This is a genomic window from Mesorhizobium caraganae (genome assembly GCF_016836705.1).
GTDB lineage: Bacteria > Pseudomonadota > Alphaproteobacteria > Rhizobiales > Rhizobiaceae > Mesorhizobium > Mesorhizobium caraganae.
The window spans coordinates 468837-483031 of the sequence record NZ_JAFCGY010000001.1 but is presented as its reverse complement, the minus strand read 5'-3'; the positions used below and the strand labels follow the sequence as shown (position 1 = coordinate 483031).

General features: G+C 64.4%; 13 protein-coding genes. 1 reads left to right on the top strand and 12 read right to left on the bottom strand.

The window, feature by feature from the left end:
• Positions 1 to 10 precede the first annotated feature (10 nt).
• The 12 genes from ntrB to JQK88_RS02305 all read right to left on the bottom strand — a co-directional run bounded on the left by ntrB (position 11) and on the right by JQK88_RS02305 (position 12982).
• Positions 11 to 901: a nitrate ABC transporter permease gene (gene ntrB, locus JQK88_RS02360; RefSeq protein WP_192259587.1), complete on the bottom strand. Its 891-nt coding sequence runs from the start codon at positions 899 to 901 to the stop codon at positions 11 to 13.
• A gap of 37 nt (positions 902 to 938) precedes the next feature.
• On the bottom strand, positions 939 to 2267 hold the full coding sequence (locus JQK88_RS02355; protein WP_376740361.1) for a CmpA/NrtA family ABC transporter substrate-binding protein: 1329 nt from the start codon (positions 2265 to 2267) through the stop codon (positions 939 to 941).
• 335 nt (positions 2268 to 2602) lie between these two features.
• Positions 2603 to 3841, bottom strand: a complete 1239-nt coding sequence (locus JQK88_RS02350; RefSeq protein WP_203277932.1) for a CmpA/NrtA family ABC transporter substrate-binding protein — start codon at positions 3839 to 3841, stop codon at positions 2603 to 2605.
• Positions 3842 to 3843: 2 nt separating this feature from the next.
• On the bottom strand, positions 3844 to 4446 hold the full coding sequence (locus tag JQK88_RS02345) for an ANTAR domain-containing response regulator (RefSeq protein ID WP_192259589.1): 603 nt from the start codon (positions 4444 to 4446) through the stop codon (positions 3844 to 3846).
• Positions 4447 to 4711: 265 nt separating this feature from the next.
• Positions 4712 to 6514 carry an allophanate hydrolase gene (gene atzF / locus JQK88_RS02340; protein WP_192259591.1) on the bottom strand — a complete coding sequence of 601 codons (1803 nt, stop codon included), beginning with the start codon at positions 6512 to 6514 and terminating at the stop codon, positions 4712 to 4714.
• Complete coding sequence (locus tag JQK88_RS02335) at positions 6511 to 6861, bottom strand: cupin domain-containing protein (protein WP_192259593.1); 351 nt, start codon at positions 6859 to 6861, stop codon at positions 6511 to 6513. The genes atzF and JQK88_RS02335 overlap by 4 nt, the downstream gene beginning before the upstream one ends.
• Entirely contained in the window at positions 6854 to 7522 is a 669-nt protein-coding gene (locus tag JQK88_RS02330) for a cysteine hydrolase family protein (protein ID WP_192259595.1), read from the bottom strand. The genes JQK88_RS02335 and JQK88_RS02330 overlap by 8 nt, the downstream gene beginning before the upstream one ends.
• Positions 7522 to 9054, bottom strand: coding sequence for an ABC transporter ATP-binding protein (locus tag JQK88_RS02325; protein WP_192259597.1), 1533 nt, complete (start codon positions 9052 to 9054; stop codon positions 7522 to 7524). The genes JQK88_RS02330 and JQK88_RS02325 overlap by 1 nt, the downstream gene beginning before the upstream one ends.
• A gap of 10 nt (positions 9055 to 9064) precedes the next feature.
• Positions 9065 to 9766: a biuret amidohydrolase gene (biuH, locus tag JQK88_RS02320; RefSeq protein WP_203277336.1), complete on the bottom strand. Its 702-nt coding sequence runs from the start codon at positions 9764 to 9766 to the stop codon at positions 9065 to 9067.
• 14 nt (positions 9767 to 9780) lie between these two features.
• Positions 9781 to 10707, bottom strand: a complete 927-nt coding sequence (locus tag JQK88_RS02315; RefSeq protein ID WP_192259601.1) for an ABC transporter permease — start codon at positions 10705 to 10707, stop codon at positions 9781 to 9783.
• Positions 10707 to 11831 (bottom strand): ABC transporter permease, encoded by a 1125-nt coding sequence (locus JQK88_RS02310; protein WP_203277335.1) that lies wholly within the window; start codon positions 11829 to 11831, stop codon positions 10707 to 10709. Before JQK88_RS02310 ends, JQK88_RS02315 begins: the two co-directional genes overlap by 1 nt.
• 23 nt (positions 11832 to 11854) lie before the next feature.
• Positions 11855 to 12982 carry a BMP family ABC transporter substrate-binding protein gene (locus JQK88_RS02305; RefSeq protein ID WP_192259605.1) on the bottom strand — a complete coding sequence of 376 codons (1128 nt, stop codon included), beginning with the start codon at positions 12980 to 12982 and terminating at the stop codon, positions 11855 to 11857.
• 292 nt (positions 12983 to 13274) lie between these two features.
• Here JQK88_RS02305 and JQK88_RS02300 point away from each other — a divergent pair, with 292 nt between their 5' ends.
• A complete protein-coding gene (locus JQK88_RS02300; protein WP_192259606.1) occupies positions 13275 to 13949 on the top strand; it encodes a GntR family transcriptional regulator in 675 nt (224 codons plus the stop codon).
• Positions 13950 to 14195: the final 246 nt, after the last annotated feature.

The following is a 14195-nucleotide window of genomic DNA, read 5'->3' as shown; positions in this document are numbered from 1 at the left end:
CACCCTCTCCTCACTTTGCCGTTGTGCCGCGGGTGACGAAGGCGCCGACCGCCGCGACCAGACGGTCGAGGCAGAAGCCGGTGACGCCGATATAGGCGAGCGCGACGATGATGTCGGGCAGCCGCGACGAGTTCCAGGCATCCCAGATGAAGAAGCCGATGCCGACGCCGCCGGTCAGCATTTCGGCGGCGACGATGGCGAGCCAGGACAGGCCGATGCCGATCCTGAGACCGGTGAAGATGTAGGGGGCCGCGGCCGGCACCATGATCTTGACGAAGAATTCGAACTGGTTGAGCCGCAGGATGCGCGAGACGTTCCGGTAGTCCTCAGGAATGTTGCGCACGCCGACGGCGGTGTTGATGATGATCGGCCAGATCGAGGTGATGAAGATGACGAAGATCGCCGACGGGCTGGAATCGCGGAACGCTGCCAGCGACAGCGGCAACCAGGCCAGCGGCGGCACGGTGCGCAGGATCTGGAACACCGGATCGAGACCGCGCATTGCCCAGATCGACTGGCCGACCAGCGCGCCGAGCGCGACGCCGACGACCGCCGCCAGGCCAAAGCCGATGGCGACGCGCTGCAGCGAAATCAGCACCCGCCACGCCAGCCCGATATCTTGCGGACCGTTGTTGAAGAACGGATGGGCGATCAGGTCATAAGCCTCGTTCCAGACCTGGCTCGGCGGCGGCAGGCTGGCGGTGGGCGACGAGCAGGCGATCTGCCAGACGACCAACATAAGGGCGATGACGATCGCTGGCGGCACCAGCGCACTGGCCAGTTTGCCGGCGATCACGATCGGATCAATGCGGCGCCGCGCCTTGGCGGTGAAGGCGATGACCTCCGCCGGCTTCGCGGGGAACACCTTCACCGTTGTGTCCTCGATAGTCTGAATCGACATGTCTGGGAAAAACTCCTTGGGCCACTGGCGCCGACGATTAGGCGGATGCCTTGATCTTCAGGCTGTCGAGATAGGCGGACGGGTTGGCGGGATCGAAGACCTTGCCGTCGAAGAAGGTCTCGACGCCGCGCGATGAAGACGCCGGGATGTCGGCCGCCGCAACGCCGAGATCCTTGGCCGCCTCGCGCCACAGGTCCTCGCGGTTGACCTGATCGACGAGTGCCTTGATGTCGGTGGTCGGCGCGAATTTTCCCCAACGGATGTTTTCTGCGAGGAACCAGCTGTCGTGGCTCTTGAAGGGATAGGAGACGCCGCCGTTCCAGAATTTCATGTAGAGATCGGTGCCGGAGGCGACGCGGCCATTGCCGTAATTGATGTCGCCCTTGAGGCGGCCGATGATGTCGGCGACCGGGACGTTCATCCATTGCCGCTTGCCGATGATGGCGGCCATCTCGTCCTTGTTCTCCATGGCCTCGCACCATTGCTGCGCTTCCATGACGGCCATCAGGATCGCCTTGGTGGCGTTCGGGTATTTGTCGATGAATTCGGCGCGCAGGCCGAGCGCCTTTTCGGGATGGCCCTTCCACAACTCGCCTGTCGTGGCAGCGGTAAAGCCGACACCCTGATGGACGAGTTGCTCGTTCCACGGCTCGCCGACGCAGAAGACGTCCATGTTGCCGACCTTCATGTTGGCGACCATCTGCGGCGGCGGCACCACGATGGTCGAAACATCCTTGTCGGGATCGATGCCGCCGGCGGCGAGCCAATAGCGCAGCCAGAGGTCATGCGTGCCGCCCGGGAAAGTCATGGCGGCCTTGATTTCCTTGCCGGCCGCCTTCTTGGCGGCGAAGGCGTCCTTCAGCTTGGAGGCGTCGAGGCCGACACCGGTGGCGGCATATTCCTGCGCCACCGAAATGCCCTGGCAGTCGTAATTGAGCCGCGCCACGATCGCCATCGGCATCGGCTGGTTGTTCTGCGTCACCTTGCCGGCGTGCATCAGGTAAGGCAGCGGCGTCAGGATGTGGGCTCCGTCGATGCCGTTGGCTTCGCCGCCGAGCATCAGATTGTCACGCGTCGCGCCCCAGGAGGCCTGCTTCAGCACCTCGACATCGGGCATGCCGTATTTGGCGAACAGCCCCTTCTCCTTGGCGATCATCAGCGGTGCCGCATCGGTCAGCGCGATGAAGCCGAGCTTGGCGCCGGTGACTTCCGGAGCAGTCGTGGCGGCATAGGCGCCCGAGGGGAAGAGCTTGCGAGCTGCTATGAACAGACCTGCGGTCATGGCACTGCTGACAAGAAAATCGCGACGCGTCACATCCTTGAGCGACGTGCCTGTCCCGATCCATTGCTTCATCGTCTTCTTCATCGTCGTCTCCGGTTGAACGCGAGGGCGTTGGGTCAAAACAAAAAAGCCGCCGTCCAGGCCTCGCGCGTCCGTACATCCGGGATCGCGTCTTGACCTGAGCGGCAGCTTTGCCTGTGGCGCCCGCCATTGGACGCCTGTTCCGTGCCCCGCGAAGGGCCTGACTATTTCAAAGCAGGAACCGTGCCAGTTTTGGATTGAAGGAAAAACATCAATGAAATCAGCAATCCGAAGCAACTCCCATTGCGCCGGCGCATAGGCTGGGAGGCCAAAGATTGTTCATTAGAGCACTTGCACGCACAATTTTTGTGCAATGCACAAGAATGGCGCAGAATTGATCAGGCGGGATGCAGGCCTGATTTTTGACTGGCGACATAGGCGTCGATCTCGTCGGGATCGAATATCTGGCCATCGAAGAAGCCGTCCGGGCCGAGCACAAGACTGGCACCCGCCGAACCGACAGGGGTTGCCGCCTTCAGCGCGCCCTCGACCTTGGCATTGGCGCCGGGCAGCGCCACGCCGAGCGGCTTCAACGCCGCGCGGTAGAGGTCGGGCCGGTAGCAATCCCTGGCGATGGCGAGATTTTCCGGCGTGTGCGCGACGTCGCCCCAGCGCACCATCTGCGTGTAGAACCACAGCGCATGGCTCTTCCACGGAAAGTTCGCCGCCTTGTCGAAAGGCACGAAGAAATCCTCGACCGTCCGCTTCGCGCCGCCGCCAAGGTGGAGATGTCCGGTGAGGACAGGCATCTGGATCACCGATGGCTGGCCCAGGAAGCGAGGCTCCGCCATCAACGAGGCCAGATCCCCTCGGTTTGCCGCATCCTGACACCAGCGAGCGGAATGATGCAGCGCTCTCAAAAGCGCCGCCAGCGCCTGCGGATTTTCCTCGGCCCAGGCCTTGCGGGCGCCGATCACCTTTTCCGGGCTGTTCTTCCACAGCAGCGCCTTGACGGTGACTATATGGCCGGTGCCAGCGGCAACCGCGGCGCTGTTCCAGGGCTCGCCGACGCAGTAGCCGTCGATGCGCCCGGTGGCCAGCGCGTCGGCCATGAAAGGTGGCGGCACTATGACGATCTCGATCTCACGCTCTGGGTCGATACCGCAGGCAGCAAGCCAGTAGCGCAGTTCGTAATTGTGCCCGGAATGCGGGTGCACGACGGCGAAACGCAGCAGCTCTCGGCCCGCTTTCGCCCGTTCGCGGATAAATGCGCCAAGTGCTGCCCCGGCGCGCGCCGGGTCGAGATCCGGCTCGGCGCCATGTGCTGCCATGCCGCCCCAGACGGCGTTGGAGACGGTGACGCAGTTGCCGCCCAAGCCTAGCGAGAATGGCACGATGGTCTGCGAAGCGAGCGGCGTCAGGCCGAGGCTGCAGGCAAGCGGCATCGGCCCCAGCATATGGGCAACGTCGAAGTGGCCGATGGCGATGCGGTCGCGGATATTGGCCCAGGATGTCTCGCGCTGCAGCTTGAGTTCCACCCCTTCGCGGGCGGCAAAACCCAACTCGCGGGCGGCGACCAGCACGGCGCTGTCGAAGAGTGGCATGAAGCCGGCGGTGATCTGGTGCGCAGCAGTCATGCTCATTCGTCCCCCATCGGCCCTAGCAGCCCGGCGGCAGTCACCAGGCTCTGGGCGATGTCGCTGATCTTGCGGTTCTGGTTCATCGCCGTCTTGCGCAGCAGCGCGTAGGCCGCCTCTTCCGTCAGGCCGCGCGACTTCATCAATATGCCTTTGGCGCGATCGATCACCTTGCGGTTCTCGAGCTCACCGCGAACCTCTTCCAATTCGCGCGCCATGCGCGAGAAGGCGTTGAAGCGGCTGACAGCCATGTCGAGGATCGGCTTGACGCGCTCCTGCCTGAGACCATCGACGACATAGGCCGAAACGCCGGCATCGACTGCTGCCTCGATCGAGGCCTGGTCCGAGCGGTCGACGAACATGGCGATCGGCCGCTTCACCGCGCGCGACAGCTGGAACATGCTTTCCAGCATGTCGCGATTCGGGTTTTCGAGGTCGATGACGATGACGTCCGGCTCGATCTCGGCAATGCGGCGTGCGATGCCGATCACGTCATGAATGATAGTAACCCGCTCATGCCCGGCCTCGCGCAAGCCTGCCTCGATGATCGAGGCACGTATGCGATTTTCATCGATCACCAGGACGGCGAGTGGGGAGCGGACCATGCGTGCATTGTGACCAAGCGAAAGAATTGTGCAATGCGGGATCGTCGACCGATCACAGGCCGATTCCCTGGTGCGTCGAGCTTGCCGCTATACGATCGATCGCATTTATCTGAGGAAGGGCACTGACAAGTTTGAAACTTTTCAAAATGGCCGGGAAAATTGCGGGCCAGATACTTTCCGGCTTCGCAACGAAGATAATCAGAAGTTCAACCTACCTCGGTCGGGGGCCCAGCCCTCTTACCTTCGCAAAGTGCGTTGATGAAGTTCAAACGGGAACGCGATCTGACAAAAAGCGGCGCCAGCCGCCGAATGACGAGATGTCAGAAGCGCCTAGCAAGCCCACGGATTCCACCAGAAAGCCTTTGGCGGTGCTGCCGTCATCAAGCTCTATACTGCCAATGCCCAGCGGCGGCGGGATGGCGGCCACAAAGTGGCCGAAAGCGTCGGCAGGTAGCCGCCAGACCTCCACCTCGATCGCAGTGCCGTCGTTGCCGACACGGACCAGGCCCGGCTTGGGCGTGGCTTGGCCCGCGAGCTCATAAAGCTTGTATGAAGAGGCCGTCCTCATCGCCCGGCAGAACCGGGCACCAGCCTCCCTGAGCTGGCCATTGAGCGGCATTCCCGAGAGGTGAGCGCCGACCACCACCAATTCGATTGTGCCGTCTTCGGCCGATGCGCCGACGGGCTGCGCGCCCGGCTGCCGCCAGCCAGTCGCGCCGAGGGTGAGGCCGCTCGCGGCATGGAGATCGCGCGCGACGGACGCCACAAGGCCGTCCAGTCCGGCGGCCGCAAGCAGCGTCACGCTCATCGGCAGGCCGTCATCGCGCGTGCCGGTCGGTACGGCAATGCCGCACATATCGAGCAGGTTGACGAAATTGGTGTAGGTGCCGAGCCGGCTGTTGGTCTCGACCGGATCGGCGAGCACGCCGGCAGTGGTGTAATGCGTCGGCGCGGTCGGCACGCAGAACAGGTCGACCGAGGCGATGACCGGGGCGAGCTTCGCCTTGTAGGCCTGCAAGGCATAGAGGCCGCGAAAGGCGTCCGCCGCCGACAGACTTCTGGCGCCGCCGATGATCTTGCGCGTCACCGGATGCATGGCGGCTTCGTTGGCTTCCATGAAATCGCGGATCGCCGCATAACGTTCGGCCACCCAGGCGCCCTCGTAGAGGAGGTTGGCGGTGGCGTAGAAATCGCCGAACGGGATTTCGACCAGCCGGCAGCCGAGCCGCGACAGCATGGCAAGCGAGGCCTCGAAGCCGTCCTGCATCGCCGCATCGCCGAAGAATTTCAGGTCGGCTTTTGCAGGGATGCCGACGTTCAGCACCGGCGGGCAGGCGGCGAGCGGCTGGACGGCGATGTCGCGCGAATAGGGATCGGCCGCATCGCGCGCGGCTGCGACCGAGAACACCAGATAGGCGTCGTCGACGGTCAGCGCGAACACCGAGACGCAGTCGAGCGTGCGGCAGGCCGGCACGACGCCGGCCGTCGACAGCGCACCGACGGTCGGCTTCAGCCCGACGATGTTGTTGAGGCCGGCCGGGATACGGCCGGAGCCGGCCGTGTCGGTGCCGAGCGCGAAGGAGACGATGCCGCGCGCCGTCGCCACCGCCGACCCCGAGGAGGAGCCGCCCGGCACGAGCTCCGCGTCGATGGCGTTGCGCGGGATCGGCCAGGGCGTGCGCACGCCGACGAGGCCGGTGGCGAACTGGTCGAGATTGGTCTTGCCGACGACGAGCGCGCCGGCGGCCCTGAGCCGCGCCACTACGGTGGCGTCACTGTCGGGCCAGTAGGTGTATTCGGCGCAGGCCGCCGTCGTCGGCATGCCGGCGACGTCGATGTTGTCCTTGACGGCGAAGGGAATGCCCCAGAGCGGTTTTCCCAGCGGGTCGAACGGGCCGAGCGCTTCGGCCGCCGCAAGCAGATCCGCCCGGGCGGCGAGATGGATGAAGATGCCTGGATCGTCAGCCGTCTCGATGCGGGCATAAATCGTCGCGATCACATCGCCAACGCTGACGCCGTCCCGATAGGCAGCGTGCAGGCTCGCTATGTCGAAGTGGATGTCGCTCATCTCGTCTCCCCCAGAATGATCACCGGCAGGTCCCACTGGATCAGCACGACGCAGCCGTCCTTCGTCCACACCGAATGCTCGGTCCCGACCGGATTGAGGATCACGCTGCCGGCAGGATAGTCACCGTTCTCGTCGCTCTGGATGCCTTCCAGCACGACGATGGTCTCCAGCCCGACATGGCGGTGGCGCGGCACGCCGGCGCCAGGCTGGTAGCTGAGAATGGCGACCGAGGGTTCGACCGGTCCGCCCTTGAGCAGCCAGTGCACCCTGATGCCGTCGCGGAAATGCTCGAGCGCCAGATCGCGCCAGCCGCCGTCGAGCAGGCCGGCAAAGGCAAGATTAGGCATTGGCAATTCCCTCGAGCACCTGGTCGGTCGTTGCCGTCCAGCCGACGATGGCGCCCTGCGCCCTGATCATGGCGATTGCCGCCGCCTTGAACTCGGGGAAATAACTTTCCGTCGCGTCCTCGGCGAGCAGGCACTCATAGCCGCGATCGTTGGCCTCGCGCATCGTCGTCTGCACGCAAACTTCGGTCGTCACGCCGGCAAAGACGAGTTGGCGGGCGCCGATCCACTTGAGGTCGTTGCCGAGGCTGGTCGCATAGAAGGCGCCCTTGCCGGGCTTCTCGATGACGATCTCGCCGGGCAAGGGCGCAAGCTCGTCGAGGATCGCGGTGCCGGGTTCGCCCGCGATCAGTAGACGTCCCATCGGGCCCATATCGCCGATGCGGATCGACGGATTGCCGCGGTCGCGCTTGGCCGGCGGCAGGTCCGAAAGGTCGGGCCTATGGCACTCCATGGTGTGGATCACCGGCAGGCCGGCGGCGCGAAAGCCTTCGATCAGCCGCTTCACTGTCGGCACGATCGCGGTCACGCGGCCGACGTCGTTGCCGAGACTGGCGCCGAAGCCGCCGGGCTCGGCGAAGTCTCGCTGCATGTCGATGACCACCAGCGCCATGGTCTGCCGCTTGAAGGTGAAGGAAAACGGCAGCGCATCGATTTCCGCCATCAGTGGTGTCCCGCCATGTGTTCGCCGATGGTCTGCACGCTGGCCTGCGCAATCGGCGTCTCATAGACCAGCGCGCCGTCCGACATGACGAAGATGCGGTCGGACAGTTCGAGCAGTTCGTCGAGGTCTTCCGACATCAGAAGCACTGCGGCACCCGCATTGCGCGCCTTCATGATGCGGGCGCGGATTTCGGCCACCGCCGAGAAGTCGAGGCCGAAGCACGGGTTGGAGACGATCAGCAGATCGACCTCGCCGGTGAGTTCGCGGGCAAGCACGGCGCGCTGCACATTGCCGCCCGACAGCGAAGCGATTGGCGAGGCAAGCGAGGCGGTCTTGACCTTGAACTGCTCGACCAGCCTGGCGCTGAATGCCTTGATGGCGCTGGCGCTGATCCAGCTCACCGGCTTGCCGTTGCTGTCGATGTCGAAGGTGCGGAAGGAGATGTTCTCGGCCACCGTCATCTTCGGCGCGCAGGCATTCTTCAGCGGCTCTTCCGGGATGAGCCGGACGTTGAGCGCACGCGCCTCGGCGCGCGTCGCCGCATAGGCGGTACCGCGCACCATGACTTCGCCGGCATCGCGGGGGCGCTGCCCGGCCAGCACTTCGAGGAATTCCTTCTGGCCGTTGCCGGAAATGCCGGCGATGCCGACGATCTCGCCGGAGCGCACGCCGAGATCCTCGATCCGGATCGACTTCAGCCCGGTGCGGTCAGGCGCCTTCAGCGCCTTGACCTTGAGCACGATCTCGGCGTCCGGCTTCGGCTCGGCGCGGCTGTCGAGCGCGGCGATCGGCTGGTCCCCGATCATCATCGCCGCCATGGCTTTGCGGTCTAGGTCGACGACGCGGCCGGTGCCGGTCAGCCTGCCCTTGCGCAGCACGCTGACGTCGTCGGCGAACGCCGTCACCTCGTGGAATTTGTGCGAGATCATCAGCACGGTGAGGTCGCCGGCTTTTGTCATGTCGCGCACAAGGCCCAGCACTTCCTGCGCCTCGCCGGGGGTGAGCACGGAGGTCGGCTCGTCCAGCACCAGGAAGGAGCGGCCAAGATAGAGCTGCTTGATGATCTCCAGCTTCTGCTTCTCGCCGGCCGCGAGTTCGGCCACCTTGACGTCGAGCGGCAGCTTGAACGGCATGCGATCCATGAACACGGCAAGGTCGCCGCGCTCCTTGCGCCAGTCGATCACGCCGGCAACCTTCTCACGCGAAATGACCAGGTTTTCGGCGCCGGTCAGCGACGGGACAAGCGTAAAATGCTGGTAGACCATGCCGAGGCCGAGCGCCGATGCGTCCCTGGGGCTGGCGATCGCCACCTCGCGGCCGTCGACCAGAATGCCGCCGGCGGTCGGGTGATAGAAACCCATCATGCATTTGACCAGCGTCGACTTGCCGGCGCCGTTTTCGCCGAGCAGGGCGTGGAAAGAGCCGGCCGGCACCTTGATCGAGACATCGCCCAGCGCCGTGAAGGCGCCGAAGCGCATGGTCATGCCGATGGTCTCGACGCCGACGGCCTTGTTGCCCGTGATCGCGCTCATCCTGGCTTCCTCACGGCAGTTGGGCGACGAAGGACGCCGCGTTCGACACCGCGCCGAAGACGCCGCCCTGCATCTTGATCATCTTGATGGCGGCGAGATGATTGCCGTAGTCGGTCGCCCCGCAACAATCCTCCAGCATGACGCATTCGAAGCCGCGGTCGTTGGCCTCGCGCATGGTTGTGTGGACGCAGACATCGGTGGTGATGCCGGTGAGCACGATGTTTTCGATGCCGCGCTGGTTGAGGATCAGTTCCAGGTCGGTGGCGCAGAACGAGCCCTTGCCCGGCTTGTCGATGATCGGCTCGCCCTCGATCGGGTAAAGGTCGGGAATGATGTCCCAACCCGGCTCGCCGCGCACCAGGATGCGCCCGCAGGGTCCTGGATCGCCGATGCCGGCATTGATGCGGCGCGAGCGCCAGCGCTTGTTGGCGGGAAGGTCGGCGAGGTCGGGCCGGTGGCCCTCGCGGGTGTGGATGATGGTGTAGCCTTTCGCGCGCATAGCCGACAGCACCGATTTGATCGGCTCGATCGGCGCCCGCACCAGCGACAGGTCGTAGCCCATATGGTCGACATAGCCGCCCGGTCCGCAGAAATCGGTCTGCATGTCGATGATGATCAACGCCGTGTTGTCGGGGCGAAGTTCGCCATTGTAGGGCCACGGATAAGGGTCGGCGTCGATGTAGCGCTGGGTGATTTCGGCTCTGGCGTTCATGGCAAAAACTCCAGTTATTTGGTGATCGACAATTCACCCGGCGCGCCGGCAAGCGAACGGGTCGGCGACGAGGTGGCGATCATGATGATCAAGGTGAGGATGTAGGGGGCGGCGTAGAACAGGTAGTAGCCTTGCGTGACGCCGACCGACTGCAGCGCCGGTCCGAGCGCTCCGGCGCCGCCGAACAGAAGGGCGGCGGCAAAGCAGCCGAGCGGATTCCAGCGCGCGAAAATGACCAGTGCCACCGCCATCAGCCCCTGGCCAGACGAGATGCGCTCCGTCCAGCTGCCGGGATAGTAGAGCGACAGATAGGCGCCGCCGATACCGGCCAGCGCGCCGCCGACACCGGTGGCGACGAGGCGCACCGTGTTCGGGTTGAGGCCCATGGCGCGCGCGGCGTCGGAACTATCACCGACGACGCGCACGATGAGGCCGGCGCGAGTGTTGCGGAAGGCCCACCACAGGACGAGCGAAAGTGCCGCCCCGATCAGGAACAGGACGTTGACGTCGAGCGCCGCCTGCACCTGCGGAATGTCGGACCATGCGCCGAACGGAATGGCCGGAAGGTTGGGCGCCTTCGGCTTGATGAACGGCTTACCGAAAAAGAAGGCGAGCCCCGAGCCGAACAGCATCAGCGCTATGCCGATTGCGATGTCATTGACTTTCGGGAATTTGCAGATCCAGCCATGGAACAGGCCGAAGCAAAGGCCGGCGGCCGCGGCGGCCAGCAGGCCGAGCCATGGCGAGTCGGTCATCACCGCGACCGCATAGGCGGTCATGGCGCCGAAGACGAGCGTTCCTTCGAGGCCAAGGTTGATGCGACCGGAGCGCTCGGTGATGGCCTCGCCCAGCGAGACGAAGATGAAGGGCGTCGACACGCGGATGGCACCGCCGAGGATGGCGAGCGGCACGCCCCAGAGACCGATCTCGGTTGCGTCCATCAGGCGGCCCTCTGCCACAGGTCGAGATTGAAGGCCTTGAAGCGGCCGTACAAGGTCTCGCTGAACAGGATGACGATGAACAGCATGCCTTGCAGCACCAGCACGGTGGCGTCGGGCAGGTCCATGCGGCGCTGGATCAGCCCGCCGGACGCGTCGATGCCGCCAAGCAGGATGGCGACCGGGATGATGGCCAGCGGGTTGTGGCGAGCGAGAAAGGCGACGAGGATGCCGGTGTAACCATAGCCGGCGGCGAGCGAGCCGTTGGCGCTGCCTTGCACGGCCGCGACTTCCAGCATGCCGGCAAGGCCGGCAAAGCCGCCGGCAAGCGCGGTAAAGCCGACGATGAGCGGTCCGACGGCCAGCCCCTGCAGCTGCGCTGCCCTGACATTGCCGCCGGCGATACGGGCGGCGAAGCCCCAGCGGGTCTTTTCGATCAGCACCCAGCAGAGCACGCAGGCGACGACGCCGACGGCAAGCCCCCAATGCACCTCCATGCCCGGAATGTTGCCGATACGGTAGATGTCGGCGAGCGGCTGGGTCGAGGGCTTGTTGAGCGAAGCCGGGTCGCGCAGCGGCCCTTCCACCAGTTGGTTCATCAGGGCGATGGCGATGTAGGCCATCAGCAGGCTGGAGATGGTTTCGTTTACGGCCCGGTAATGGCGGAGCGCGCCGACGGCACCTATCCAGATGCCGCCGGCGGCCATGCCCGCCACGCCCATGGCAAGAATGACGATTGAGGATGGCGCGCCGCCCAGCGCCACGCCGATGGCAGCGGCGGCGACGCCGCCGAGAACGATGGCGCCCTCGCCGCCGATGACGACGAGGCCGAGCCGCGCCGGCAGCGCCACGCAGAGCGCCGCGAGCAGCAGGGGCGCCCCGCGCGACAGCGAGTTCTGGATGGAGAACCACGAGCCGAAGCCGCCGCGCCACATGGTTTCATAGAGCTGGACCGGCGACTTGCCGACCAGCGCAATAAACAGGCTGAACAGGACCATGCCGACGACCAGCGCCGCGAGCGGAATAACGAAGGCTTCCGCCCGCCTGGCGATCCATTCGAGCGCCGCCGGATATCCCCTGGCGCCGAACACTGCCGGCGCCTCCGCACTGCTGGTCGTATCCGTCATGGTCCCCGTCTCCGCGCTCAGCTTCAGGCGGTCGAGCCGACGACGCCCTCGACGAGATAGTCCATGCTTTCGAGCTCGATGGCGGTCTCGGCGAAGGCCTGGCCTTCCGTCGCCACGACGGCGCCCTTGTTGCTCTTCAGCGGACCCTTGATGACGGAGAAGCCGCCTTTCATCATTTCGGCCAGGGTGGCGTCGAACTGCTTGCGGGCCGCCTCGCCGACGGCGGGACCGAGCGGGCTCATCTTGACGAAGCCGTCGGCCAGTCCGCCGCGGGTGAAATTGGGCAGCGGCGTGCCGGCGATGAGGTCGTCGACGAACATCTTGTAGACCTTGGCCCAGTTCCACTCGGCACCGGTGAGGTATTTTTCCGGCGCCAGCGGGCTCTGGTTGGCGTGATAGCCGCAGACGAAGGCGCCGCGGCCGGCGGCCGTCTCGACCACCACTTTCGGGCTGTCGACATGGCAGGTGATGACGTCGGCGCCCTGATCGACCAGGGCGTTGGTGGCTTCCGCCTCCTTGACCGCCAGCGACCACTCGCCGGTGAAGATGACCTGGCAGGTGATGGTCGGGTCGACCGAGCGCGCGCCGAGCAGGAAGGAGTTGATGTTGAGCAGCACCTGCGGGATCGGCTTGGCGGCGACGAAGCCGAGCTTTTTGCTCTTCGAGGTGTGGCCGGCGACGACGCCGTTGAGATACTGGCCCATGCCGATATAGCCGAAATAGGAACCGGCATTCATCGGATGCTTGTCCTTGTTCCACATGCCGCCGCAATGGCGGAACTGCACGTCGGGGAATTTCGCGCACATGGCCAGCATGTGCGGATCGAAATAGCCGAAGGAGGTCGGGAAGATCAGCGAGGCGCCATCGAGATTGATCATCGATTCAATCGTCTTCTGGACGTCGACCGTCTCGGGAACGTTTTCCTCCTCGACGACGGAGATGCCTTCGACGCCCTTCAGCGACGCTGCCCCCTCGGCATGCGCCTGGTTGTAGCCGTAGTCGTCCTTCGGGCCGACATAGATGAAGCCGACGGTGGCGGCGGCGGCGAAGGCACGGCTGATCGGAAAGGATGCCGAGGCCAGGCCGAGTGCGGCTCCCGCGGCGGAGGTCTTGAGCAGTTGGCGGCGGTTAAGCATGAATCTGTCGGTCATAGTGAATGCTCCCCTTTGGGACCCTTTTCCGGGTCGGTTAACATGCCGTCAAGAAAGTGCATGCAATCACCGTGCCAGTTTTCAAATTGAAATTTATCCAATAAAATCAGTTATCATATCGAAGGCTCGTGCTCACAGCACAGGCAATTGCATGCACTTTTTGCTTTGAAAATACCCAGTTTGACAGGCAGATTAAAATAGAGGCATAGAGGGCATATCGAGTCGAAGGACCGACGAGTCGGCCGACTCCACGAGAAGACGCGACGGAGGAAACTTGTCGGGGAAGCGCAGCTTGATCAGGTCGGGCACGACCGTGGATCAGATGGTGCGGGCGATCGGCGACCGGATCGTCACCGGCTACCTGCGCCCCGGCGAAAAGCTGGACGAGGCCTCGCTCGCCGCCCGCTTCGACGTATCACGCACCCCGGTCAGGGAGGCGCTTGGCCAGCTCAGCGCCATGGGCCTGGTCGAGAGGCGACCCAACAGGGGCGCTATCGTCGCCGTCGTGACGCAGGAGCATCTCGCCTCGATGTTCGAGAGCATGGCCGAACTGGAGGCGATCTGCGCGCGCTTCTCGGCCGAGCGCATGACCAGCAGCGAGCGCCGCGGGCTCGAGATCGAGCACCAGGCTTCAGCGCGGATGGTTCAGCTGGGCGCCGAGGAGGACTACGAGTATTTCAACACCGAGTTCCATAGCCGGCTTTATCGTGGCGCCCACAATACGCATATCCACGATCTCACCGTGATGACCCGCAGCCGGTTGGCACCCTTCCGCCGCGCGCAGTTCATGCTGCCCGGACGGCTGGCCAAATCCTGGCAGGAACACGACCTAATTGTCACCGCAATCATGCGTGGAGACAGCGTGGCTGCGGGCAAGGCCGCCAGGGACCATGTCTCTATCGTCAGCGAGGCGAGCGCGGTGTTCGCGACTGACGATCGCAAGCCAATTCGGCGGGACGTGGCCTGAAAATTTCCGGACAGCCCGAGTGCCCGCAGACGATGTCGCTTCCAGGCAGGGCAAAGTTTCACTCCAACGACCGTGATGCGACCCAAAGCTGCCATCCGGTATAAGGTGACCCTATTGGCGAATGGCTGAACCAGTTTCTTGTCGACCTTGGCGAACCGCTTCGTAACCTATTGGCGGATAACGATTATTTTAGCCGCGGAGGGTCCTCGTTTTCTACAAAAGATCAATATGCTAGCGGCTGGTTCG